18 protein-coding genes are annotated in these 23,089 nt (G+C 62.4%); 14 read left to right on the top strand and 4 right to left on the bottom strand.

Annotated elements, in window-relative coordinates:
- The first annotated feature begins 43 nt into the window (after nucleotides 1-43).
- The 7 genes from HMPREF2604_RS00985 to HMPREF2604_RS01015 all read left to right on the top strand — a co-directional run bounded on the left by HMPREF2604_RS00985 (nucleotide 44) and on the right by HMPREF2604_RS01015 (nucleotide 9,014).
- Nucleotides 44-736: a sensor histidine kinase gene (locus HMPREF2604_RS00985; RefSeq protein WP_070562393.1), complete on the top strand. Its 693-nt coding sequence runs from the start codon at nucleotides 44-46 to the stop codon at nucleotides 734-736.
- Between the two features lie 3 nt (nucleotides 737-739).
- Nucleotides 740-1,396 carry a LuxR C-terminal-related transcriptional regulator gene (locus tag HMPREF2604_RS00990; RefSeq protein WP_070562396.1) on the top strand — a complete coding sequence of 219 codons (657 nt, stop codon included), beginning with the start codon at nucleotides 740-742 and terminating at the stop codon, nucleotides 1,394-1,396.
- Between the two features lie 132 nt (nucleotides 1,397-1,528).
- Entirely contained in the window at nucleotides 1,529-3,535 is a 2,007-nt protein-coding gene (locus tag HMPREF2604_RS00995) for a hypothetical protein (RefSeq protein WP_070562399.1), read from the top strand.
- A 36-nt stretch (nucleotides 3,536-3,571) separates the two neighbouring features.
- Nucleotides 3,572-3,874, top strand: a complete 303-nt coding sequence (locus HMPREF2604_RS01000; RefSeq protein ID WP_070522692.1) for a rhodanese-like domain-containing protein — start codon at nucleotides 3,572-3,574, stop codon at nucleotides 3,872-3,874.
- A gap of 297 nt (nucleotides 3,875-4,171) precedes the next feature.
- Complete coding sequence (locus HMPREF2604_RS01005; RefSeq protein WP_070562402.1) at nucleotides 4,172-4,501, top strand: type II toxin-antitoxin system HicB family antitoxin; 330 nt, start codon at nucleotides 4,172-4,174, stop codon at nucleotides 4,499-4,501.
- 61 nt (nucleotides 4,502-4,562) lie between these two features.
- Nucleotides 4,563-5,039, top strand: a complete 477-nt coding sequence (locus tag HMPREF2604_RS01010) for a MarR family winged helix-turn-helix transcriptional regulator (RefSeq protein WP_070562405.1) — start codon at nucleotides 4,563-4,565, stop codon at nucleotides 5,037-5,039.
- Nucleotides 5,040-9,014, top strand: coding sequence for a Pls/PosA family non-ribosomal peptide synthetase (locus HMPREF2604_RS01015; protein WP_070562408.1), 3,975 nt, complete (start codon nucleotides 5,040-5,042; stop codon nucleotides 9,012-9,014).
- An 81-nt stretch (nucleotides 9,015-9,095) separates the two neighbouring features.
- On the opposite strand, the gene ppk2 is transcribed toward HMPREF2604_RS01015, so the two are convergent.
- The 4 genes from ppk2 to HMPREF2604_RS01035 form a co-directional block, all read right to left on the bottom strand.
- Nucleotides 9,096-9,995 (bottom strand): polyphosphate kinase 2, encoded by a 900-nt coding sequence (gene ppk2 / locus HMPREF2604_RS01020; RefSeq protein ID WP_070562411.1) that lies wholly within the window; start codon nucleotides 9,993-9,995, stop codon nucleotides 9,096-9,098.
- Nucleotides 9,996-10,440: 445 nt separating this feature from the next.
- Nucleotides 10,441-10,620: a PorH family porin gene (locus HMPREF2604_RS01025; protein ID WP_070522674.1), complete on the bottom strand. Its 180-nt coding sequence runs from the start codon at nucleotides 10,618-10,620 to the stop codon at nucleotides 10,441-10,443.
- Nucleotides 10,621-11,111: 491 nt separating this feature from the next.
- Complete coding sequence (gene groL / locus HMPREF2604_RS01030) at nucleotides 11,112-12,758, bottom strand: chaperonin GroEL (RefSeq protein WP_070522669.1); 1,647 nt, start codon at nucleotides 12,756-12,758, stop codon at nucleotides 11,112-11,114.
- Between the two features lie 290 nt (nucleotides 12,759-13,048).
- Nucleotides 13,049-15,022: an OPT family oligopeptide transporter gene (locus HMPREF2604_RS01035; RefSeq protein ID WP_070532206.1), complete on the bottom strand. Its 1,974-nt coding sequence runs from the start codon at nucleotides 15,020-15,022 to the stop codon at nucleotides 13,049-13,051.
- A 97-nt stretch (nucleotides 15,023-15,119) separates the two neighbouring features.
- Between HMPREF2604_RS01035 and HMPREF2604_RS01040 the strand changes: the two genes are divergently transcribed.
- The 7 genes from HMPREF2604_RS01040 (at nucleotide 15,120) to HMPREF2604_RS01070 (ending at nucleotide 23,083) form a co-directional block, all read left to right on the top strand.
- Nucleotides 15,120-16,487: a dipeptidase gene (locus HMPREF2604_RS01040; protein ID WP_070562414.1), complete on the top strand. Its 1,368-nt coding sequence runs from the start codon at nucleotides 15,120-15,122 to the stop codon at nucleotides 16,485-16,487.
- 227 nt (nucleotides 16,488-16,714) lie between these two features.
- Nucleotides 16,715-19,630 (top strand): Na+/H+ antiporter subunit A, encoded by a 2,916-nt coding sequence (locus tag HMPREF2604_RS01045; protein ID WP_070562417.1) that lies wholly within the window; start codon nucleotides 16,715-16,717, stop codon nucleotides 19,628-19,630.
- Entirely contained in the window at nucleotides 19,630-20,130 is a 501-nt protein-coding gene (locus tag HMPREF2604_RS01050) for a Na(+)/H(+) antiporter subunit C (RefSeq protein WP_070562420.1), read from the top strand. The genes HMPREF2604_RS01045 and HMPREF2604_RS01050 overlap by 1 nt, the downstream gene beginning before the upstream one ends.
- The gene (locus tag HMPREF2604_RS01055) at nucleotides 20,123-21,919 is read left to right on the top strand and encodes a Na+/H+ antiporter subunit D (RefSeq protein WP_070562424.1); all 1,797 of its coding nucleotides are present in this window, start codon (nucleotides 20,123-20,125) and stop codon (nucleotides 21,917-21,919) included. The genes HMPREF2604_RS01050 and HMPREF2604_RS01055 overlap by 8 nt, the downstream gene beginning before the upstream one ends.
- A complete protein-coding gene (locus tag HMPREF2604_RS01060) occupies nucleotides 21,916-22,434 on the top strand; it encodes a Na+/H+ antiporter subunit E (RefSeq protein WP_070562427.1) in 519 nt (172 codons plus the stop codon). The genes HMPREF2604_RS01055 and HMPREF2604_RS01060 overlap by 4 nt, the downstream gene beginning before the upstream one ends.
- Nucleotides 22,434-22,706, top strand: coding sequence for a monovalent cation/H+ antiporter complex subunit F (locus HMPREF2604_RS01065; protein ID WP_010188770.1), 273 nt, complete (start codon nucleotides 22,434-22,436; stop codon nucleotides 22,704-22,706). The genes HMPREF2604_RS01060 and HMPREF2604_RS01065 overlap by 1 nt, the downstream gene beginning before the upstream one ends.
- Nucleotides 22,703-23,083, top strand: coding sequence for a monovalent cation/H(+) antiporter subunit G (locus tag HMPREF2604_RS01070; RefSeq protein ID WP_070522648.1), 381 nt, complete (start codon nucleotides 22,703-22,705; stop codon nucleotides 23,081-23,083). The genes HMPREF2604_RS01065 and HMPREF2604_RS01070 overlap by 4 nt, the downstream gene beginning before the upstream one ends.
- The last annotated feature ends 6 nt before the right edge of the window (nucleotides 23,084-23,089 follow it).

The following is a 23,089-nucleotide window of genomic DNA, read 5'->3' on the forward strand; positions in this document are numbered from 1 at the left end:
AGCACTACCCCTGCCATCGGTGGCGCCCGTTATGCTGTGAACCGTGTTCCGAAGAAAGCCCCAGCCCACCAACCATGAGCAGCAGCAAGCGGAGAAGATCGCGCAGCTCACGGCCTCGCGCCGCGCCATCGCGGACGCCTACGAGGTGGAGCGCGCACGCATCGAGCGCGACCTGCACGACGGCGCGCAGCAATACCTCGTGGCCGCGAGCATGAAGTTGGGGGAGGCTCTTCTCGACGCCCCCTCTGACCTCGCCGAGCTCCTTACCGCCGCCAAACAGGACGTGGACCGCGGCCTCAAGTCCTTGCGCGCCACGGTGCACGGCATCCACCCGCAGGTGCTGCAGGATCACGGTTTGGTGGCCGCGCTTGCCGACGTTGCTTCTTCCCACGGCCCCCACGTCAGCGTCTTCGCCCCGCATCCTTTGCCCAAGCTATCTGCCTCCGTGCTGGCCTGCGGCTACTTCTTCGGCACGGAGGCTTTGACGAATGCGGCCAAGCACGCGCCCGGCGCGCCGGTGTCTGTTTTAGTGACCGCGGATGCCTCCTTGAAAATCGCCGTGGTGGATGAGGGGCCAGGCGGCGCGCGGGTGGTGCCGGGCCACGGCTTGGCGGGGATGGCCGAGCGCCTCGCCGCTTTCGGCGGGGAGATGACGCTATCCTCTCCCCCGGGCGGGCCGACGAGGCTGGCGTGCTCGATTCCTCTTCTTCTCGATCGCGGACAGTCAGGAGTTTAAGAAATGAGTTTGAGAATCGTCGTGGCGGATGACTCCGCCATTCTGCGCGAAGGTTTAGCTGGCCTTCTGGAGCGCCGCGGGCATTCGATTGTGGGCCAGGCGGACTCCGCCCCGGAGCTTGAGGCCGTGATGGATAAGCTGCGTGATGAGCTTCCGGACATCGTCATCACGGACGTGCGCATGCCACCAGGCATGGGCGATGATGGCTTGAAAGCTGCCGTGAACTTGAGAAATGCATACCCGGGCTTACCCGTCATGGTGCTCTCCCAGTATGTGGCCCCCGCATATGCGGTGGAGCTCTTCGACTCCCCCGATGCTGGCACCGGCTACCTCTTGAAGGACCGCGTCTCCGAGGTGCGGGACTTCCTGTCCAGCCTGGACGTGGTGGCTCAGGGCGGCACCGTTATCGATCCCACCGTGGCGCAGGCGTTAATGAGCTCCGGGCGCAGCGGCTTGGGCGAGCTCACCCCGCGCGAGCGAGAGGTGCTCGAACTCATGTCGCGCGGCAAGTCCAACAAGGACATCGCCGCCGAGCTCGTCTTGTCTTCCGCCGCGGTGGCCAAGCACGTTTCCAATATCTTCACCAAGTTGCGGCTGGATCCCAGCGAGGACAACCGCCGCGTGAAAGCCATTCTGGAGTACCTCTCAGCGCACCGCTAAAGCCCGCGCCTGCCCACCGTCCACAAGAGCACCCTGACAGAGACCATCCACAGGATCCCAAGGAAACTGTGACGCAAGACGCATAAGCTTGTCCGTGCCCTTGCCCAACCCACCCCGGAAGGACCCCGCTTAATGGACGTGCAGCTCAACATCGTGCGCTTTAACCGAGAAAAGATTGCTGATCATGACTATTTTCTGGAGTTAATTCAGACGGAAGGGCTGGACTCCTTCCGGAAGCCGGATCCAGAAATGGAAGAAGCATCGGCGGCGCTCTCGAAACTCTTCGGACAGGATGTGCCCGCGCATTCGGCCGTCACGGTCACGATGGATTCGAGCAATTTAGAGCTCCAAGAAAAGCTAGCTTTGCTGGCGTATTACCACGGCTTGGTGGTCTTCATTGGAACCACGGACATCCTCTTTAATGCGACTGGAATCCCCACGAGCAGCAATGGCCTTTCCTCCATCAGGAACTGCATGGGAACTATGTGGCGACAGGTCAGCAGACCGATGCTTGATCGCGCCTTTGAGGACGCCCTGCGCCTGCCGGTGTCCGAACAGACGTGGATTCAGGTAGTCAACTATGGCTCGGAAGAACGCAGCTACGGCCTCGATATGTCCATGCACGTGCGCGCAAGTGGTCAGTTCGAACTGATATGGTCCAGCCTCCCTCCAGAGGCCACTGAACCAGCATTCCGCACGCTCACTGTCGATACCTATGAAGAAGCACGAGAGATTCTGCTTTCCTTCAGTGATCACAACCCGTTGATCGAAGAACTTGCGTGGGAGCCGTTGCCTCAACGTGAATCTAAGCCAATCCTGGATGCTTCAGTCCGCCACGAAACACCCTGGCGCCGGCTGGACGCGGTGAAGGAGCTCCCCGCAGGCGTGATGGTCCACCTACACAAATGGCCAACGTTTTCCCTGGCCTACGGCCGCAATGCGCAAGGACAGTGGACCGCGAAGGTTTACGATAACCTCGGCACCGATAATGTGCAGACCTTCGACATCGCAGACGAAGTCATCGCAGTGGCGGAGCACTATTTGGACGGCAACGGCAAGATGATTTCCACAGTCTTCCCGGACTCTTCCTTGTCGGACCCGGCGCCGTACACCACGGTCACCGCAATGGAGCTTCCAGAGCGCGAGGAGCAGTGGACAGAAGCATCAGTATGCATGATGCACCGCATCCGTGCTGACCATAATGGCGAGCCCAGCCCTCGGATGCAGAAATATATTGAGAGGATTAACGCAAAGCTCGGAAGCGAAATCCTCCTCGCCGAGGAGCACGTGGAAGCACAAGCACTCACTCGGCTGCTCATCCCTGCTGATGTCAGGTCGGTCACGATAGAGAGGCTTACTCATCTGGCGCAGGATCATGGCATTTCGCTTGTTGTCGATGATTCCCTGGCACTGTACAACCCGTCGGGCAAGCCGCTTCCAGGGGCTGAGAGCTGCCAGTTGAAGCTACTCGCGGATAAGTTGTATGTGAACACCTGGGAGGTGGCCACATCCTCCTCCGTACTCGAAGCAGGGCTTCGCCTCTTCACAGGATGGAGGCTTGAGGTTCGATCCGGGAGTCAGGTGGACTTCCAGGAGCGTTATACCTTGGAAACAACCTATACGGGCGACAACGTTTCGCTTGACCTTGTCACCCCCGACGGGAACCTACACGAAATCCCATCCATCCCACTGCCCCTTGCTCTAGATTTGATGGTTGAATTCACCTACTCCCCGGCGCAGTTGGTGGACAAAGTGAATTGGCAAGATCAGAAGTCGTCCTCAGATATCCCTGAGGATGAGCGCTTCATGGTCAACGCCACGGTCTTCGGCTCAGCTGCGTATCTTTTCAACGATGACCTTCTCGAGGCAGTTCGCCAGGACGGCTTCCCCGAAGTGGGAGCGTGGGTAGCAGCCTTTGACCGAATAGTCCCGGGCGACTACTGCCAGGTCGACCGCGTGCAACCCTCAGAAACAGGAGCGGCACGCTACCTCGTCGAATGGGGCCACAACAACGGTGAGGAAGAAAACTTCCAGATGCTCCTAGAGGACATCGACGAAGCCTTGTCCCTCCTTGAACGGTTTGTGAACGGGGACCGCGCAGAGTTTGAAGCCCTTCCCTGGACGCGGCGAGTGGAGTAACAGCACTAGGCCCTATGCGTGACTAGGGTATGGGGCATGAGAAACGTAACGCCACAGGAAGTACCTGAGAACGCCCAGCTTATCGACGTCCGCGAGGACCACGAGTGGAACACCGAGCACGCCCAGGGCGCCACGCACATCCCGATGGGCGAACTAGTTGATCGCATCGACGAGATTGACCCGGACCAAGACATCTACGTCATCTGCCACCTAGGCGGGCGCAGCATGCAGGTCTGCCAGTACTTGGAGCACACCAAGGGCTGGGACGTCATCAACGTCGAGGGTGGAACGGATGGTTGGAAGGCCCAAGGCTGCCCTATGGTTTACCCAAACCACTAGTGGTACCATTTGCGGTACCATACAGGTGTGGTTTCCAAGATAGAAAAGATCCTCACAAAGATGCGGACCTCACGGACAAACGTCCGCTTCTCAGAGCTGCAACTTGTATGTGACTTCTATTTCGAACGCCAAGAAAGCGCCGGAAAGAAACGGCGTGGAACTTCGCACATCGTTTATAAAACCCCATGGCAGGGAGACCCCCGAGTCAATATCCAAGAGGGCCACAACGGGAAAGCGAAGCCCTTTCAGATTCGCCAAGTTTTAACCGCCATCGACCGCCTCCCCTAGGAGCAGATCATGAATCTCGCAGACAAATACACCTACCAAACCGCTTGGTCAGAAGAAGATGGCGAGTTCGTTGCCACAGTCCTAGAGTTCCCTTCCCTGTCATGGCTGGCCACAACCGCGGCCACCGCAGAAGCCGAATTGCGCAGCGTCGTCGAAGAAACTCTAGAAGATATGCAACGCAACAATGAACACATCCCAGAACCATTCGGGCAGCGAAGCTTTTCGGGGAAGTTCAACCTCCGCATACCTCAGTCACTTCACCGAGACCTGACCATCGAAGCAGAACGGGAAGGCGTTTCCCTCAACACACTCATCGTGCAGAAGCTAGCCTCTGCCTAAAACTAGTGGGCCGTAACCCATAATTTAGGAATGCCACCGTAGGCGCGTTAGAATCATCGGCATGCCTTCATTGAATTCTGTTTCCATCCCTACCGCGCTCCTGGAGTCCCCCTCCTTCCAGCTGGAGCGCCTCCGCCGCCGCACCCGCGAAGGCGTCGAGGCCGCGCTGCAAACACAGCGGACCACCTTGCGCGAATACTGGGTTCTCACCTGCCTCGTTGCGGAGACCGCGTCCTCCCAGTCCGCCCTGTCGGAGACCCTGGCCATTGATGCCTCCGACATGGTGCGCCTCCTCGATTCACTGGAGTCCCGCCACTGGGTCAAGCGTGAGCGTGACTCCAAGGACCGCCGCCGCCAAATCATTGCCTCCACCAAGAAGGGCGTCAAGGCCCACAAGGAGCTCGCGGTCTTGGTAGCGAAAGCGGAGGACGAGGCCCTCGACGAATCCACCAACAAGCAGCTCAAGCACCTGCGCAAGCTGGCCACCGCCATCATCGCGGCCGACGCGCCCGGTGATGCAGAAAGCAGTGATGCCTAAATGACGGAGCCCGATAATCTTCCTAGTACCGGAGGCCGCCACGCCCTCCAGGCGGACGAGCCCGAGACCCCAGCAACGCCCGAGGTTCCCGCGCACTACCTCCTAGGCTCCGAGGCCGCCCCCGCGCGCACTCTGTGGGACGTCGTGCGCACCACAGCAGAAAACTATCCAGAGGCTGCCGCCCTGGATGACGGCGAGATCCTGACCTACGCCGAGCTGCTTGCCGACGTCTCCGCCTGGGCCACCGAACTCCACGCCAGCGGTGTGCGGCGCGGGGACCGCATCGGCATCCGCATGACCTCCGGCAAGCGCGAGCTCTACCTGGCCATCCTGTCCACGCTCGCCGCCGGCGCGGCCTACGTACCCGTCGACGCCGACGACCCCGATGAACGCGCCGAGATGGTCTTCGGCGAGGCTGACATCGACGGCGTCTTCACCGACGAAGGTTTCCGCATGCTGCGGGAAGGTGGGGTGCGCCCCACGTTCGACGAAAAGGACGGTGGCGGCACCGCGCCCTTCGAGGAACCGCGCCCCGAAGACACCGCCTGGATCATCTTTACTTCCGGTTCTACGGGCAAGCCCAAGGGCGTGGCGGTGAGCCACCGTTCCGCGGCCGCCTTCGTTGACGCCGAGGCAGCCCTCTTCCTGGCGGATAACCCGCATGGCCCGCTCGGCTCGGACGACCGCGTCCTCGCGGGCCTCTCCGTAGCCTTCGACGCCTCCTGTGAGGAGATGTGGCTGGCCTGGGGTCACGGCGCCTGCCTGGTCCCGGCCCCGCGCTCCCTAGTGCGCTCCGGCATGGACCTAGGCCCCTGGCTCATTCGCCGCGACATCACGGTGGTCTCCACCGTGCCAACCCTGGCCGGCCTGTGGCCCGCCGAGGCCCTGGATAGTATCCGCCTCCTCATCGTCGGCGGCGAGGCTTGCTCCCAGGAGCTGGTGGACCGCTTGGCCACCGAAGACCGCGAAATGTGGAATACCTACGGCCCCACCGAGGCCACCGTCGTGGCCTGCGCGCAGCGCATGCTGCCGGGCCAGCCCGTGTCGATCGGGCTGCCGCTGAAGGGCTGGGACCTGGTGGTCGTCGATAAGCACGGCGTCCCCGTAAACACCGGTGAGGTGGGCGAACTCGTCATCGGTGGCGTGGGCCTGGCCGCCTACCTGGACCCGGTCAAGGACGCGGAGAAGTACGCGCCGCTGGAGTCCCTGGGCTGGGAGCGCGCCTACCGCACAGGTGACCACGTGCGCCTTGAAGAGGACGGCCTGTACTTCGTGGGCCGCGTCGATGACCAGGTCAAGATTGGCGGCCGCCGCATCGAGCTCGGTGAGGTCGAGGCCAACGTGGCGGCCCTTCCCAACGTGTATAACTCCGCCGTGGCCGTGCAGAAGACACCGGGCGGCGAGTCCGTGCTCGTCGGTTACGTGTCGCTGGAGGAGCCCACGGTGGGCTTCGACCACGAGGCGGCGCACGCCCGTCTCGCGGAATCCATGCCGGCAGCGCTCGTCCCCCGCATTTGCGTCATGGAAGAGCTGCCGATTCGCACCTCCGGCAAAGTAGATAAGAAGGCCCTGCCGTGGCCACTGCCCGGCGTGGGTGTGGAGGCATCCGGCCTCAACCCCACAGAGCAGTGGTTGGCGGAGCTATGGGTGGACACCCTGGGTGTGTCCGTCGAGGACGTCAACGCCGACTTCTTCTCCCTCGGCGGCACCTCCCTGGCCGCGGCGACCCTGGTCGGCCGCATCCGTGAGCGCTTCCCCACCGTGGCCGTGCGTGATCTCTACGACCACCCGCGCCTCGGCTCCCTGGCGGAGCAGCTTGCCGACGCCGAATCCGCCGAGGACTCCGGCCCCGCCCGCGAGGTAGCGCCCGTGCGCGCCGGCACGCGCATCGCGCAAACGCTCATCCAGATCCCGGTGATGACCATGGCCGCCACGAGCTGGCTGGCGTGGTTGCTCTTGGGCTCCAACGTGGCGAACCTGCTGGGAGTTGACTGGGCCATGACCACCCCGTGGTGGCTGGTGGCCATCCTGCTCGTCGTCTTCGTCACCCCGGTTGGGCGCATCCCACTGGGTGGTTACGGCGCGCGGCTTATCACCGCCGGCATCACGCCTGGCGAGTACCCGCGCGGCGGTTCCACGCACCTGCGCATTTGGGCCGCTGAGCGCTGGGTTAATGCCATAGGCGCCAGCTCCCTGGCGGGCGCTACCCGCGTCAATAACTATGCCCGCACCTTGGGCGTGAAGATTGGCCGCGGCGTGGACCTTCACTCCTTGCCACCCGTCACCGGCCTGCTGACCTTGGGCAAGCACGCCGCTATCGAACCGGAAGTGGACCTCACCGGCTACTGGCTGGACGGCGACATCCTCCGCGTCGGTGCCATTGAGGTCAAGGAAGGCGCGCGCGTGGGTGCGCGCTCCACGCTGCTGCCGGGCACCGTCGTGGGCAAGTACGCCCACGTAGAGGCCGGCTCCACCGTGACGGGGCGCAAGAAGGTCAAGGACGGCCAGCGCTGGTCCGGCTCCCCCGCCAAGAAGGTGGGCCGCTCCAAGCACCGCTTCCCGTCCCATTCCCCGAAGCGCCGTCCGCTATGGGTTCCTGTGTATGACTTCACGTCCGTCCTGCTAGCCGTGCAGCCCATTGTGGCGCTGGCGGTCGGCGCGGCTGTCGTCGTTAGCCTCATCGCGCTGACCGATGGCTCCGCCTTCGTCGGCTCCATCTTCTTCGCGCCGCTCGGCGCCCTGGTGGCATTTGCTACTTATATGCTGCAAACCTGGCTGGGCGTGCGCCTCCTTTCGATTGGCATCACGCCCGGTGTTGCACCGGTGCGCTCCGCCAAAGGTTGGCGCTTGTGGACCATCGAGAGGCTCATGGATGAAGCTCGCACTCAGCTCTTCCCCATCTATGCCTCGCAGCTCACCCCGGCGTGGCTGCGTTCGCTGGGTGCGACGATTGGCAAGGACGTGGAGATTTCCACGGCCGTCATGGTGCCCAAACTCACCGAGGTCAAAGACGGCGCCTTCCTGGCGGATGACACCATGATCGGCGGCTACGAGCTCGGCGGCGGTTGGATGCTCACGGGTGAGACCAAGGTGGGCAAGCGCTCCTTCGTGGGTAACTCCGGCATCACGGGTCCGGGCCGCAAGCTGTCGAAGAACTCGCTGGTTGCCGTTCTCTCGTCGACGCCGAAGAAGACTAAGTCCGGCGCCAACTGGTGGGGTTCCCCGCCGGAGCGCATGCGCCGCGTCGAGGCCCACGTGGAGGGCGTGCAGGGCGAGTCCCTCACCTACTCCCCGGGCTTTGGGGTCAAGGCCGCACGCGGTGCGATTGAGACCATGCGCCTGTTGGCGCCGATGACCTCGGCCATGCTGCTGGCGGGGACCCTGGCATCGCTCTACGCGCTTGCCGACGCCCTCGGCATCGCCGCCGCCTGGGCCCTCGGCGGCCTCATCCTCATGGTGGCGGGCGCTATCGCGATGACGGTCACAGTAGCCGCGAAGTGGATCAGCGTGGGCACGCAGACCGCCGGCGACCACCCGCTGTGGTCTGCCTTCGTGTGGCTCAACGAGCTGCAAGATACCTTCGTTGAGGCGGTTGCTGCGCCGTGGTTCTTTAGCCACACCTATGGCATGGGTGAGATCAACCTGGGCCTGCGCGCGCTGGGCGTCAGGATTGGCCGCGGTGCGTGGATCGACTCCTACTGGTTCCCGGAGACCGATCTCTGCATCGTGGGCGACGGCGCATCCGTCGGCCCGGGCACCGTGGTGCAAACGCACCTCTTCCAGGACCGCGTGATGAGCCTGGACACCGTGACCATTAAGGCCGGCGCGACACTTGCCTCACATTCGGTGGCGCTGCCCGCCTCAGTCATTGGCAGCGTGGCGACGGTTGGCCCCGGCTCCTTGGTGATGCGCGGCGACCAAGTCCCGGGCAATTCCGTTTGGCAGGGCAACCCGATTGAGCCCTGGAAGAAATAGATAAACAGAAAGGAGGCGGCAGGTTTTCCTGCCGCCTCCTTTTTATGCCTGACTCGCTAATAAGCGGTCGGGGTGCCGTGACTAGTCACCGATCTGGTCGCGTCCGCGCTTCACGATCTTGTCATCCACCTGACCAACGACCTCGTGGTCCTTGTTGGTGTATTCAAACTTCGAGAGCACGTAGCGCATAGCGTTGATGCGGGCACGCTTCTTGTCGTTGGATTTAATGGTGATCCACGGAGACTCTTCCGTATCGGTGTAGCGGAACTGCTCCTCCTTGGCGCGGGTGTAATCATCCCACTTATCCAAGGACGCTAGGTCCATGGGCGAAAGCTTCCACTGGCGGACCGGGTCAATCTGGCGAATAGCGAAGCGAGTGCGCTGTTCCTTGCGAGTCACGGAGAACCATAGCTTAGTCAGGGAGATACCCGAGCCTAGGAGCATGTTCTCCAGCATCGGTACCTCGCGCAGGAACTCTGCGTGCTGGGACTCCGTGCAGAAGCCCATGACGCGCTCCACGCCGGAGCGGTTGTACCAGGAGCGGTCGAAGAAGACGATTTCGCCGCCACACGGGAAGTGCTCAATGTAGCGCTGGAAATACCATGAGGTGGACTCGCGCGGGGAGGGCTTCTCGAGTGCCACGGTGCGGGCACCACGCGGGTTGAGGTGCTCGTTGAAGCGCTTGATGGTGCCGCCCTTACCAGCGGCGTCGCGGCCTTCGAAGAGAATGATGTGGCGCTGGCCGGTTTCCTTGGTCCAGTTCTGCCACTTCAGCAGCTCAATTTGCAGGGAGCGCTTAATGGACTCGTACTCGTCACGCGTCATGCGCTCCTCGTACGGGTAGTTCTCGCGCCAGGTTTCAACCGGTGAGCCATCCGGCATGATGAGCGAGGGATCGTCCTCATCGGAGTCATCGACGACGTAGCCGTCGGTCTGCGCAAGGTCGATCTCGGGGAGTTCGTCGTCTTTAATGTCAGCCATACCATTAATTCTATCTAGGAAGCAGGCATCTGGCTCGATAAAACGACTCGAGGCCGCTCAATTTACCCCCATAATGCCCGACGGGCGGCAGCCGCCGCCCAGAATGTACGTTTCTAACAAATAGTGCCCCCAGAATTCGATGATCTGGGGGCTTAATTGATCGTTCCGTACACGCCACCGCCATTGCCAGGCGGGCGAGCGGGGTCTGGATACAGGAAACCCCGCTGCCCTCAAGCGGGTCAGCGGGGTTAACGCTTAGTTCTGCGTGAGCAGCGTGCTGCTTAGAGCAGGCCGATCAGCTTGGAAGCGCCGTCAGCCATGGTGCCCAGACCGTAGAAGATGTTGAGCAGGAGGCCGATGATGCCGGTGGAAGAAAGGGTACCCATTTGAAATCTCCTTGGGATTGAAAGTGTGTGTTTAGTGCTTCCCTATGAAGGGAGCGAGCTTACTTCTTGGAGGACAGGCCCTCGAGAGCGGAGGTGTCCGGCTTAACGTCGTAGTTGTCGGCGGTAGCAGCGCCGGAGATGAGATCGAAGACGCTAGCGAAGCCGGTGAAGAGCTTCTTGATACCGTCAGCGAAGTCAGCGAAGTTGCCGAGCTGGTCACCGATGAAAGAAAGATCCATTGTGGTCTCCTCTTGTGAAGGCCGGGTCAAAAATGCCCGGAGGGGTTTGCAGTTTGCAGACACCCTCAGCGGGCGTCACACGGAACTATTCTGGCACACCTCCACGACTTTGCAAGCGCATTCGCGAGTGATTTTCCGCCTAAAGCTCTGTGAAAATCGCGCCTTCATCGCACGTATTTTATTCACCTTTTGTTAACCTAGCCAGCAACAATGCGCCTAACTGCGCAAATAAACGACGGCGGGTTTTCTGCCTCAAAAAATCTTCGTCGAAACGTAACGCAAGCCCCTAAAACGACGATTCATAGGACCGATTTACGGAGTAAACTCGCGACATTTTTCTCGCGATCGCATCGCGTTTTACCCCTATCCGGGGGAGCTAAAGGATACAAAAGGGTATCAAGACGAAGAAAGCTCCCCACGGTCAACCGTGGAGAGCATCTATTTTGCTAGTAGCTGAGGCCGCAAGGAACCTCAGCCCAGGGAGTAAAAGACTAGAAGCCCATACCGCCCATTGCGTCGGCGTCCGGCATGCCAGCGCCTGCGCCAGCCGGCTCCGGCTTATCAGCCACAACCGCCTCGGTGGTCAGGAACAGGGCTGCGATGGACGCAGCGTTCTGCAGCGCGGAGCGGGTGACCTTCACCGGGTCGTTGATGCCCGCAGCCATCAGGTCCACATACTCGCCAGAAGCGGCGTTGAGGCCCTGGCCAGCCGGCAGGGAGGCGACCTTGTCAGCGACAACGCCCGGCTCCAGACCAGCGTTCTGAGCAATCTGCTTCAGCGGAGCAGACAGCGCCTCGCGGACGATCTTGACACCGGTTGCCTCATCACCAGTGAGGTCGGAAAGGGAATCCAGAACCTCGGCTGCCTGCAGCAGAGCCACGCCGCCACCGGCGACGATGCCCTCCTCAACAGCAGCCTTAGCGTTACGCACGGCATCCTCGATGCGGTGCTTGCGCTCCTTGAGCTCAACCTCGGTAGCGGCACCAACCTTGAGGACTGCCACGCCGCCAGCCAGCTTGGCCAGGCGCTCCTGCAGCTTCTCGCGGTCGTAGTCGGAATCGGAGTTCTCAATCTCGGCACGGATCTGCTTGATGCGGCCGTCGATCTGCTCCTGGGAGCCAGCACCCTGAACGATGGTGGTCTCATCCTTGGTCACGACAACCTTGCGTGCCTGGCCGAGGTACTCGAGCTCGGTGGTCTCCAGTGAGAGGCCGACCTCCTCGGAAATGACCTGGCCGCCGGTGAGGATAGCCATGTCCTGCAGGGTGGCCTTGCGGCGGTCACCGAAGCCCGGAGCCTTCACAGCGACAGACTTGAAGGTACCGCGGATCTTGTTGACCACGAGGGTGGACAGGGCCTCGCCCTCAACGTCCTCAGCGATAATCAGCAGCGGCTTGCCGGTCTGCATAACCTTCTCCAGCAGCGGCACAAGGTCCTTGATGTTGGAGATCTTGGAGGAGACGAGCAGGATGTACGGATCCTCAAGGACTGCCTCCTGGCGCTCCATATCGGTAGCGAAGTAACCGGAGATGTAACCCTTGTCGAAGCGCATACCTTCGGTGACCTCGAGGTCAACGCCAAAGGTGTTGGACTCCTCAACGGTGATAACGGAATCCTTGTTCACGGAGCCGTTGCCCACGGTGTACATAGCTTCAGCGATCTTCTCGCCGATTGCCGGGTCAGCAGCGGAGATACCTGCGGTGGTAGCGATCTCTTCCTGGGTCTCTACTTCCTTCGCGGAGGAGAGCAGGGAGTCTACAACCTTCTTGGTGGCGGCCTCGATGCCGCGCTTGATGCCCATCGGGTTGGAACCAGCGGCTACGTTGCGCAGGCCCTCGCGGACAAGCGCCTGTGCCAGAACGGTAGCGGTGGTGGTGCCGTCACCGGCGACGTCATCGGTCTTCTTGGCAACTTCCTTGACCAGCTCAGCGCCGATCTTCTCGTACGGGTCCTCGAGTTCGATCTCGCGCGCGATGGAGACACCGTCGTTAGTAATGGTCGGGGCGCCCCAGGACTTCTCCAGGACGACGTTGCGGCCCTTGGGGCCGAGGGTGACCTTGACGGCGTCGGCAAGCGTGTTGAGACCACGCTCGAGGCCGCGACGTGCCTCTTCATCGAAGGCAATGATCTTTGCCATGTGTTTGTGCTCCTTAAGCTTTGTTGAGGACGACACTCACGTCTGATCTATGACGGACGCCCGCGACGGCACGGCTGGCGAGTGTTCTCCAGCCCCAACCACATAGATGACTCTGTTTATTTCTGGCACTTGCCATGTGGAAGTGCTAGCGACCATTCTGGCACTCAGACCTAGCGACTGCAAGGTTCAACACGAACGCTATAAGCGAACGGGCGGTGCAACAGCACCGCCCGTTAATACGAACCGCCCACTAAATCGAACCGTCCATTAAACCGAAGTCCTAGCTCCGCTTAAGCCTCGGCCTTCTTCGCCGTCCACTTGTACGCCGCAGCAATGCCGCCGACGAAGAGGATGACGCCGACGATCTTGGCAGCGGTTCCGCCCTCGAAGATCTCCAGCGGGGACTCGCCGCCCGACGCCGCGATAATGCCAGCGTTGACCACGCCGAAGAGGGACTCACCGACGATGAGGCCGGTGGCCAGCAGCGTGCCCATGCGCTTAGCAAAGTCCGGCTTGGACTGGCGCGCCGCCCAGCGGTTGTAGAAGGCACCCAAGATGGCGCCAATCGGCACCACAATCGTGATGGCCGCTGGCAGGTACATGCCCATGCCCACCGCCAGCGGGGACAGGGAGTACTTGTCGGTGAAGTGACGCAGGCACTCGTCGACGATGATGATGACGGCGCCGATCGCCGCGCCCAGGCCGATGAGATCCCACGGCAGCGAGTTATCAAAAATACCGGATGCCACCGAGGACATCAGCGCGGCCTGCGGTGCAGCCAGTGCGTCCTCACCGGCACCCTCCATGCCCTGAAAGCCAAAGCCGGTGAGCATGACCTGCAGAATCGGTGGAATCACCATGGAGCCGAAGAGGACACCGATGATGAGCGCTACCTGCTGCTTCCACGGCGTCGCGCCAACCAGCTGACCGGTCTTGAGGTCCTGCAAGTTGTCATTGGAAATGGTCGCGATACCGAAGACGATGGCCGCGGTAAACAGCGTGTAGGCCACCAGCGAGAGCGGCTCCGCTTCCGTACCGCGCGTCACGGCGGCAATCAGCAATGCGGCGGCGATGACCGCGATGATGCCGATAGATGAGATCGGCGAGTTGGACGCACCAATAAGGCCAGCCATGTAGCCGCAGACCGACGCGATAACGAGGCCCACAAGCAGAGTGAAGAGCACGGACACGGTGATGAGCACGCCCATGTGCTCATGGATGTCGGTGCCGCGCACGAAGTTCCACAGCAGCAGTCCAATCGGAACCATGAGCAGAAGGATGGTGCCAACGACATACGGTGCCGGAATATCGCGCTCCTCCACCGCCACCTGGTGGCCGTCCTTGCGGTTACGGGAGGAAGCGAAGGACTCAGCCATGCCCTTGACAATCGGACCGGAAATCTTAATCAGCGTCCAAATGGCGGCGATGGCCATGGTGCCCACGCCGATGAAGCGGATCCTGTCGGAGAAGACCGTGTCGACGGTGTCCATGATCGTGGCCGGATCACTCAGTGCCTCCCCACCGGTGAGAATGGGCAGCAGGATGAGGTAGGAAATGACCACGCCGACGAGCATGGCGATACCCACCGCCAAGCCCACGAGGTGGCCCACACCGACCAACGCCAGGGACAGCGAGGTGCCAAGCGTCGTCGCACCCGAGCCCAGCTTGAAATAAGTGGCCACCTCAGAGGCTGCAGCCTTCATCGCAGCAAGCAAAGCCATGACGGCGGAAAGGATGCCACCGAAGACGATGACACGCAGGCCCTTCGCGTTTTCCTCGTGCGCGGCCTCGCCGTCCTCGCCGGAGCTATCGCCCACCTTGAGAACCTCAGCCGCGGCCACGCCCTCCGGGTAGGGCAGATCGGAGCCCGTCACCAGCGCACGGCGCAGCGGGATGGAGTACATCACGCCGAGCACACCACCGATGGCGCAGACAGCGGCGGTATCGACGAAGGAGAAGCCCTGCCAGTAGCCCACCATGACCAGGCCGGGGAGCACGAAGATGATGGCGGACAAAGTGCCGGCTGCCGACGCGATGGTTTGCACAATGTTGTTCTCTTTGACGTTGTGCCCGGCGAAGCGGCGCAGCACCGCCATGGAAATCACGGCGGCAGGAATGGACGTGGCAAACGTCAGACCCACTTTGAGGCCCAGATACACGTTGGCGGCGGTAAAAATGAGAGTGATGAGCCCACCAATGATGATGCCCCGGAGCGTAAGCTCGCGGACCGTGGACTGGGAACCTTCGGCGGTGGTAGTCGCCATGTCAGGTCCTTTCTAAAAGAATTTGGACTAGAACCATGAATATATTACTACCTAACGCTCGGCAGGCCGATTCGAGGATGCGAGTAGGTTGGAAGGCATGAGCAACATTTCTGAGTTTGTCAGCAACGACCGCGATACGATTTTCCAGCAACTCAAGGAGCTCGTCTCCTTCAATTCCGTCCATAACGAGCCGGGCCTCGAGGACCAGCCCGCGAAGGCTGCCGAGTGGGTTCAGGCCGCGCTTGTCGACGCCAACTTCACCCCCGAAGCCATCACCACCGCTGATGGTTCCACGGCGATCGTCGCCAAGCGCCCCGGCAAGGAGGGCGCGAAGACGGTGCTGCTGTACTCGCACTACGACGTGGTTCCTGCCGGAAACCCCGACGCGTGGGACTCCGATCCTTTCACCCTGACTGAGCGCGAGGGCCGCTGGTACGGCCGCGGCGCCGCGGACTGCAAGGGCAACGTGGCCATGCACCTCGCCGCGCTGCGCGCGCTCGACGCTCACGGTGGAACCGATCTCAACCTCACCGTGCTCATCGAGGGCTCTGAGGAACGCGGCGGCGAGGGCCTGTCCGCGCTCATCGAGGAGCGCCCCGAGCTCTTCGCCGCCGACGCCATCCTCATCGCCGACGCCGGCAACGCCAAGGCAGGCGTGCCGACTTTGACCACCTCCCTGCGCGGCGGCTCCCAGATCAACGTCAAGGTCTCCACCCTCAACTCGGCAGTGCACTCCGGCCAGTTCGGCGGCGCGGCTCCCGACGCCGTCAAGGCCCTCATGCGTGCGCTGGATTCCTTAACGGATGAGTACGGCCGCACGACTATCGACGGTGTCGATTGTGAGGGCACCTGGCCGCTCGCCGAGGGGCAGGACACCGCCTACCGCGAGGAAGATTTCCGCGCCGACGCCCAGATGCTCGAGGGCACCGAAATCATGGGCGCGAAGGATCCGGCAGGCGCCACCGCCATCGCGGACATGATTTGGGCCCGCCCCGCCGTGACCGTGACCGGCTTTACCTCCACCCCGGTCTCCGAGGCGGTCAACGCCGTGCCCGCTACCGCCGAAGCCAACATCAACCTGCGCACCCCCGCCACCATGGACCCCCGCTCCACCGCGGAAGCAGTGGCCGAGCACCTGAAGAAGCACATTCCGTGGGGCGCGCACATCGAGGTCACCATCCTCGAGGCCAACCTGGGCTTCGAAACCGATCCGTCCAAGCCCGCCGTCGCCCTGCTCGGTGAGTGCCTGGGCGAGGCCTACGGTTCCGAGACCATCACCCAGGGCATGGGCGGCTCCATCCCGCTGACCGTGGAGCTGCAGGAGAAGCACCCGAACGCGGAGATTGCGCTCTTTGGTGTCGAGGAGCCGCAGTGCACCATCCACTCCGCTAACGAGTCGGTCGACCCGACTGAGATTGAGAACATTGCGATCGCTGAGGCTCTCTTCCTCCAGCGTTTCGCTTAAGCGGCACTATCCCGCCCGGCAGAGCCATCCGCCGGGCGCAGGCTCGCTTACTCCTGGATGCGTTGGTGGCGACGTGGCGGAACGCCAACAGGAGACACAGATATAACTGTATGAAACGAAAATGTGAAAATTGGGATTTCAGACTGTATCGTGAGCACTAGTGAACGCCCGCCGCTGCGGTGGGGTTTGCCCAGTCCCCGACAAGGAAAGGACGCCACCGCAACCTCGTGCTCACTCTCTTCAGCGCCTTGGTACTTACTACCATCGTCGCTCCATTCCTCCTTTTCTATCTCGGCCGCCGCGCCTTCGGCCTCCTTGCCGTCGTGCCCGCGGTGGGCTTCTTTTGGGTGCTCCAACAGCTCACCACTGGAACGCTGCGCGACGGCAACCAGCTGGCGTATGACCTCGACTGGATGCCCGCCGCGCACCTAACGATTAACCTGCGCATGGACGCGCTTTCCGCGCTGTTCAGCCTCATCATTTTGGGTGTGGGCGCGCTGGTCTTGCTGTATTGCTGGGGTTATTTCGACCACTCCCGGCGCCGCCTTGCCCTCTTCGGTAGCCAGATGGTGGGCTTTGCCACGGCCATGTATGGCCTGGTCATTTCCGATAATTTCCTGCTGCTTTATGTCTTCTGGGAAATCACCTCCCTGCTTTCCTTCCTCCTCGTGAGCTATTACGGCGAGCGCGCCTCATCCCGGCGATCAGCGCAGCAGGCACTCATGGTCACCGTCCTCGGCGGCCTGGCCATGCTCGTGGGCATTACCCTCCTCGGCCGCCAGACCGGTGCGTGGTCCTTCAGCGATATCGCCGCCACCGAGGACCTGGCCAACACGCCTTTCCTCACCGTGGCCATCGTGTTGATTCTCTGCGGTGCGCTCTCCAAATCCGCCATCGCCCCCGCCCACTTTTGGCTGCCCGGCGCCATGGCCGCGCCGACCCCGGTCTCTGCCTACCTACACTCCGCAGCAATGGTGAAGGCCGGCATCTACCTCGTCGCACGCCTAGCACCCTCGGTGCATGACATCCCCACCTGGCACCTCGTGGTCATCCCCTTGGGTGCCTTCACCATGCTGCTCGGCGGCTGGATGGCGCTCAAGCAGCGTGACCTAAAGCTGGTTCTGGCCTACGGCACCGTCTCGCAGCTGGGTTTTATCACCGCCATCATCGCCATCGGCTCCCGCGAGGCCATGCAGGCAGGCCTGGCGCTGACCTTCGCGCACTCCCTCTTCAAAGCAGCACTCTTCATGATCGTCGGCGCCATCGACCACTCGGCGGGCACGAGGGACATCGACAAGCTGGCAGGCCTGGGCAAGAAGAAACCCGCGCTGTACATCCTGGCCATCCTCCCCGCGATGTCGATGGCCGGTATCCCGCCGCTGCTGGGTTTTGTGTCCAAGGAGGCCACGCTCGAGGCGATTATGCACGAGGAGCTCTTGGTCGGCATGCCGCGCAACATGCTGCTCGTGACGGTCGTCGTCGGCTCCGCGCTGACCATGGCCTATGCGCTGCGCTTCCTCTGGGGTGCGTTCTCCTCGAAGGGGCAGGAGGAGCCCTCTGAGGCAGTAGCGAATATGCACCACATCGGCCCCTTCCTGTGGATCCCGCCGACGGTGCTGACTCTGCTGACCATCTTCTTTGGTCTGCTGCCGCTGCCCTTGTCCCACGGCATCGCGCAGCACCTGGACAACACCTTTGGCGCGGAGCAGGCCTCCGAACTAGCGCTGTGGCATGGCTTTACCATCCCGTTGCTGCTCTCCGTGCTCATCATCGTGGCCGGTTCTCTCCTGCACTGGCAGCGCCAGGCCCTCGCGAAGGCCCAGTTCACCTACCCGGCCTTGGGCTCGGCCGATGACTCCTACGACGCCGTCATCAACGCCCTGCGCCAACTCTCCCTGCGCATCACCGCCTCCACGCAGCGCGGTTCGCTGCAGTTCAACCTCACGGTCATCTTTGCCACGCTCATGGTGCTGCCCATCGTCATGCTCATCCGCGGCGACCTCACCAACGTGCACATGATCGTGGCCGAGAACCCCTGGCAGGCCATCGCCGCGGTGGTCATCATCATCGCCGCCATCGCCGCCACGGTGCTGGATAACCGCCTCTCCGGCGTCATCCTGGTCGGCGCGACGGGCTACGCCTTGTCCTTCATCTTTGCGCTTCACGGCGCGCCGGACTTGGCGCTGACGCAGCTCCTCGTGGAGACCATCATCATGGTGCTCTTCATGCTCGTGCTGCGCCGCATGCCGGCGAATACCGAGTGGAAGCAGGACCCCAAATCCGGCCGCCTGCGCGCGTGGCTGGCGGTGGGCGTGGGCCTGGCCGTCACCGTGGTGGGCATGTTCGCCATCAACGCCCGGCGCGAGGAACCCATCTCGCAGTACATGCCGGAATTGGCCAAGGAGATCGGCCACGGCGCCAACACGGTCAACGTCTTGCTCGTGGACCTGCGCGCGTGGGATACCTTCGGCGAAATCACGGTGCTCATCATCGCGGCGACGGGAATCGCCTCACTGATCTACCGCACGCAGAGTTTCACCCGCTCTTCCCGCCGCCCGACCTTGCAGGTCACCGGCCGCCGCTGGCTGGCCGCGGGCGTGGAATCAGAGAAGGCGCTCAACCGCTCGCTCATGGTGGACGTGAGCACCCACATCCTCTTCCCCTCGATGATGGTGCTCTCCCTGTACTTCTTCTTCGGCGGCCACAACGCCCCCGGCGGCGGTTTTGCCGGCGGCCTCGTGGCGGCCTTGGCGCTGATTCTGCGCTACCTGGCCGGCGGGCGCGCGGAGCTCGATGAGGCGCTGCCTCTCGACGGCGGCCGCACCATGGCGGTCGGCTTGCTGCTCTCCCTCAGCGCAGTCATCACCCCGATGCTCTTGGGCTACCCGCCGCTGACCACCGGGTACACGAAGGTCGGGGTGCCACTCATCGGTGATGTATCCCTGCCTTCGGCGCTGATTTTCGACGCCGGCGTCTACCTCATCGTCGTCGGCCTCACGCTCTACGTCCTGTCCTCCTTGGGCGCCAAGCTCGATGAGGAAGAAGAGATACGTAAGCAACGCGCCCGCGACCGCGCCCGCTCCCTGGCACGCCGGGCGAACGAGAAAGAAACCACTGCCACTGCAGAGAAAGGACGCGCCTAATGGATGCCAACCTCATGCTCCTACTCGCTGCGGGCGTACTCTGCGGCGCCGGGGTGTACTTGTTGCTAGACCGCGCCATGACCAAGATGCTGCTCGGCATCTTGTTGCTGGGCAATGGCGCGAACCTCTTCGTGCTCATGGCCGGCGGCAAGGCGGGCTCGCCGCCTATCGACGGCCGGACTTCCCTGCCTTATGGCGAGGAAATCGCCGATCCGCTGGCCCAGGCGATGATCCTCACCGCGATCGTCATTTCGATGGCGCTGACCGGCTTCATCCTCACCTTGGCCTACCGCCAATACCGCTACCGCACCGCGGACGTGATTGAGGATGACACCGAGGACACCGCCATCGCGGCGATTGCCTCGCGCCCGGGCAATGCCTCGGCCGCCCCCGACCACGATGCCTCCAATGATCCGACCACCGGCCGTAACACCAAGGAAGGCGATAAGTTTGGCCCCGAGTTCTTCGAGGCTCCCGTGAAGGAGGCCACCGATGAGTGAAACTATCTCACCCCTGGTGGACCTGCTGCTGCCCTACGTTAGCTTCCTGATTCCCCTTCCGATCATCATCCCCGCACTGGCGGCCGCGTTGGCGATGCTCTTTGCGCGCAATGCTCATGCGCAGCGCCGCATCGCCTTCTTCTCCCTGCTCACGCTGGCCGGGGTCAACGCCGCCCTGATCTTCATCGCGGATACCACCGGCATCCAGACCCTCCAGGTGGGCGGCTGGGACGCCCCGGTGGGCATCACGCTCGTGGCGGACCGTTTGTCCACGGTCATGCTCTTTACCTCCTCCGTCGTCCTGTTCTCCGTCATGTGGTACGCCATCTCGCAGGGCGTGCGCGACGGCACCAAGGACGAACCGGTGGCGGTATTCCTGCCTAACTACATGTTGCTGACCATGGGCGTGAACGTGTCCTTCCTGGCCGGTGATTTGTTCAACCTCTACGTGGGCTTCGAAATCTTCCTCGTGGCCTCGTATGTGCTGCTGACCCTCGGCGCCTCGCCTGCGCGCGTGCGTGCGGGCGTGGGATATGTCATGGTCTCCATGGCCTCCTCGCTCATCTTCGTGCTGGCCTTGGCTTATATCTACGCCGCGGTGGGCACGATGAACATGGCCCAAATTGGTATCCGCATGGAAGATATCCCGGCGGGCACCCGCTCCGCAGTGTTCGCCGTGCTACTCATTGCCTTTGGCATTAAGGCAGCCGTCTTCCCACTGGACGCCTGGCTGCCGGACTCCTACCCCACCGCACCTTCGCTGGTCACCGCAGTCTTCGCGGGCCTGCTCACCAAGGTCGGTGTCTACGCCATCATCCGCGCGCGCACCTCCATCTTCACCGCTGGTGGGTTAGATAACCTGCTTATGTGGGTCGCGCTGGCCACGATGCTCGTGGGTATTTTGGGTGCCATCGCCCAATCGGATATCAAACGATTACTGTCCTTCACGCTGGTCAGCCACATCGGTTATATGATCTTTGGCGTTGCCCTCGGAACCGCGCAGGGCTTGTCAGGCGCCATCTTCTACGCTGTGCACCACATTCTGGTGCAGACCGCGCTCTTCCTGGTGGTGGGCCTCATCGAGCGCCAAGCCGGCACCTCTTCGCTGCGGCGCTTGGGCTCGCTGATTTATTCCGCACCGCTCATCGCCATTTTGTACTTCATCCCGGCCATGAACCTGGGCGGCATCCCGCCCTTCTCCGGCTTCCTGGGCAAGATCATGTTGATTCAGGCCGGCGCGAACGAGGGTTCCTGGATGTCGTGGGTCCTCATCGGCGGCGCTGTCCTCACTTCGCTGCTGACCCTCTACGTCATGATCCTCGTGTGGGCCAAGGGCTTCCTGCGTGATCGCAGGGATGCCCCCGAAGGCAACCTCGCCATGGCGCGGCCCTCCCCGCTCGGGGAGGTCACCGAGTACGTCGAATTGGAGGAGCGCGCCGATGTCGGCCGCGTACCCTTCGGCATGCTGGCTTCCACGTCCCTGCTCGTCATCGCTTCAGTATCGATGACCTTCCTCGCCGGCCCCATCTCCGGGGTTACCACCCGCGCGGCGACGTCCGCGCAGGATGACTCCATCTACCGCTACGCCGTGCTGGGGGATTCCGCCGAGGACCCAACGCGGCACTTGGACCCCGCCGAACGCTACGAGGAGGGCGCCGATTCGCGGAAGAACCGCAGCGAGCCCCTCCCGGATCCGGAGCCGGTGGCGCCGACAACGAGGACGTCGCCAAGCGCCACGCCTGCATTGCCCACCTCCGTGGATAAGGAAGAAAAGGAGGTTTCGCGATGAGATTCTCCGGAATTAAGCACCGCTTCCGCCCGTGGTTCATGGTGTGGATCATCGTCATGTGGTGCATGCTCATGGGCGAAGTCACCGTGGCGAACCTGGTGGGCGGGCTGATTGCCAGCCTGTTCATTGTCTTCGCGCTGCCGCTGCCGGCGATGCCCGTGGCGGGGATTTCGGTGAGCTGGGGCAAGCTGATTGTCTTCATGGCGCAGTGGTTTATAGAGCTCATGGAAGCTTCCATCAAGGTGGGCTGGCTGGCCGTGCGCCCGCAGGAGGTGCCGAAGACCGCGATTGTCAGGCTCCCGATGCGCGTGGAGAATGAGTTCGTTCTGGCGCTGGCGGTCAGCTTGTACAACCTGCAGCCGGGCGGCACGGTGTCCGATATCGACATTGCGACCCGCATGCTCACCATCCATCTCCTCGACGCCGATTCTGAAGCCCACCTGGAGCGTGAGATCGCCGCGGTGCGCAAGCTGGAGGCCGATATGATTGCCATCTTCGAAAGGAGCCACCCCTGATGGATACTGACGTGTATAACATCCTGCTCACCGTGGCCGCGGGCTTCCTCGTGGTGGCCTTCCTCATCACCACGTGGCGCATCGTCATCGGGCCCAACTCGCTCGACCGGCTCATCGCGATGGACGGGCTCGTGGCCATGTTCCAATGCGCCCTGGCCACCTACATCTGTTGGACGCTGGACACGACGGTCTCCAACGCGATGTTGGTGGTGGCGCTCCTCGGATTCATTTCGACGGTCTCCGTTACTCGCTTTAGGAAGAGGGACTCATGAGTTATGCAGTAGTTGCCGATATCCTCTCCATCATCCTCATTCTCCTTGGCTCGATACTCACCTTGGCGGCCGCGATTGGAGTGGCGCGTTTTAAGGACACGATGGCGCGCGTGCACGCCATTGCCAAACCGCAAACCACCGGGCTCATCTTCACGATTTTGGGTGCCATCATCAAGGTGACGGGTTCGGAGAGCTTCAGCGTTGCTGAGCGCGGCGACTTGGGCATCCTGGTGCTGCTTGTTCTTTTCGCCATGATCACCAGCCCGGTGACCGCGCAAAGAACCACGCGCATCGCCCGCCGTGAGGGCTTGTACGGCCCGCCGGAGTCAATGCTGCGCAATGAGGCCCCTGCCGCGCGTTCCATGCGCCGAAAGTAGGGACAC

Origin of the sequence: Corynebacterium sp. HMSC055A01 (genome assembly GCF_001809405.1) — a bacterium.
Classification (GTDB): Bacteria; Actinomycetota; Actinomycetes; order Mycobacteriales; family Mycobacteriaceae; genus Corynebacterium; species Corynebacterium hesseae.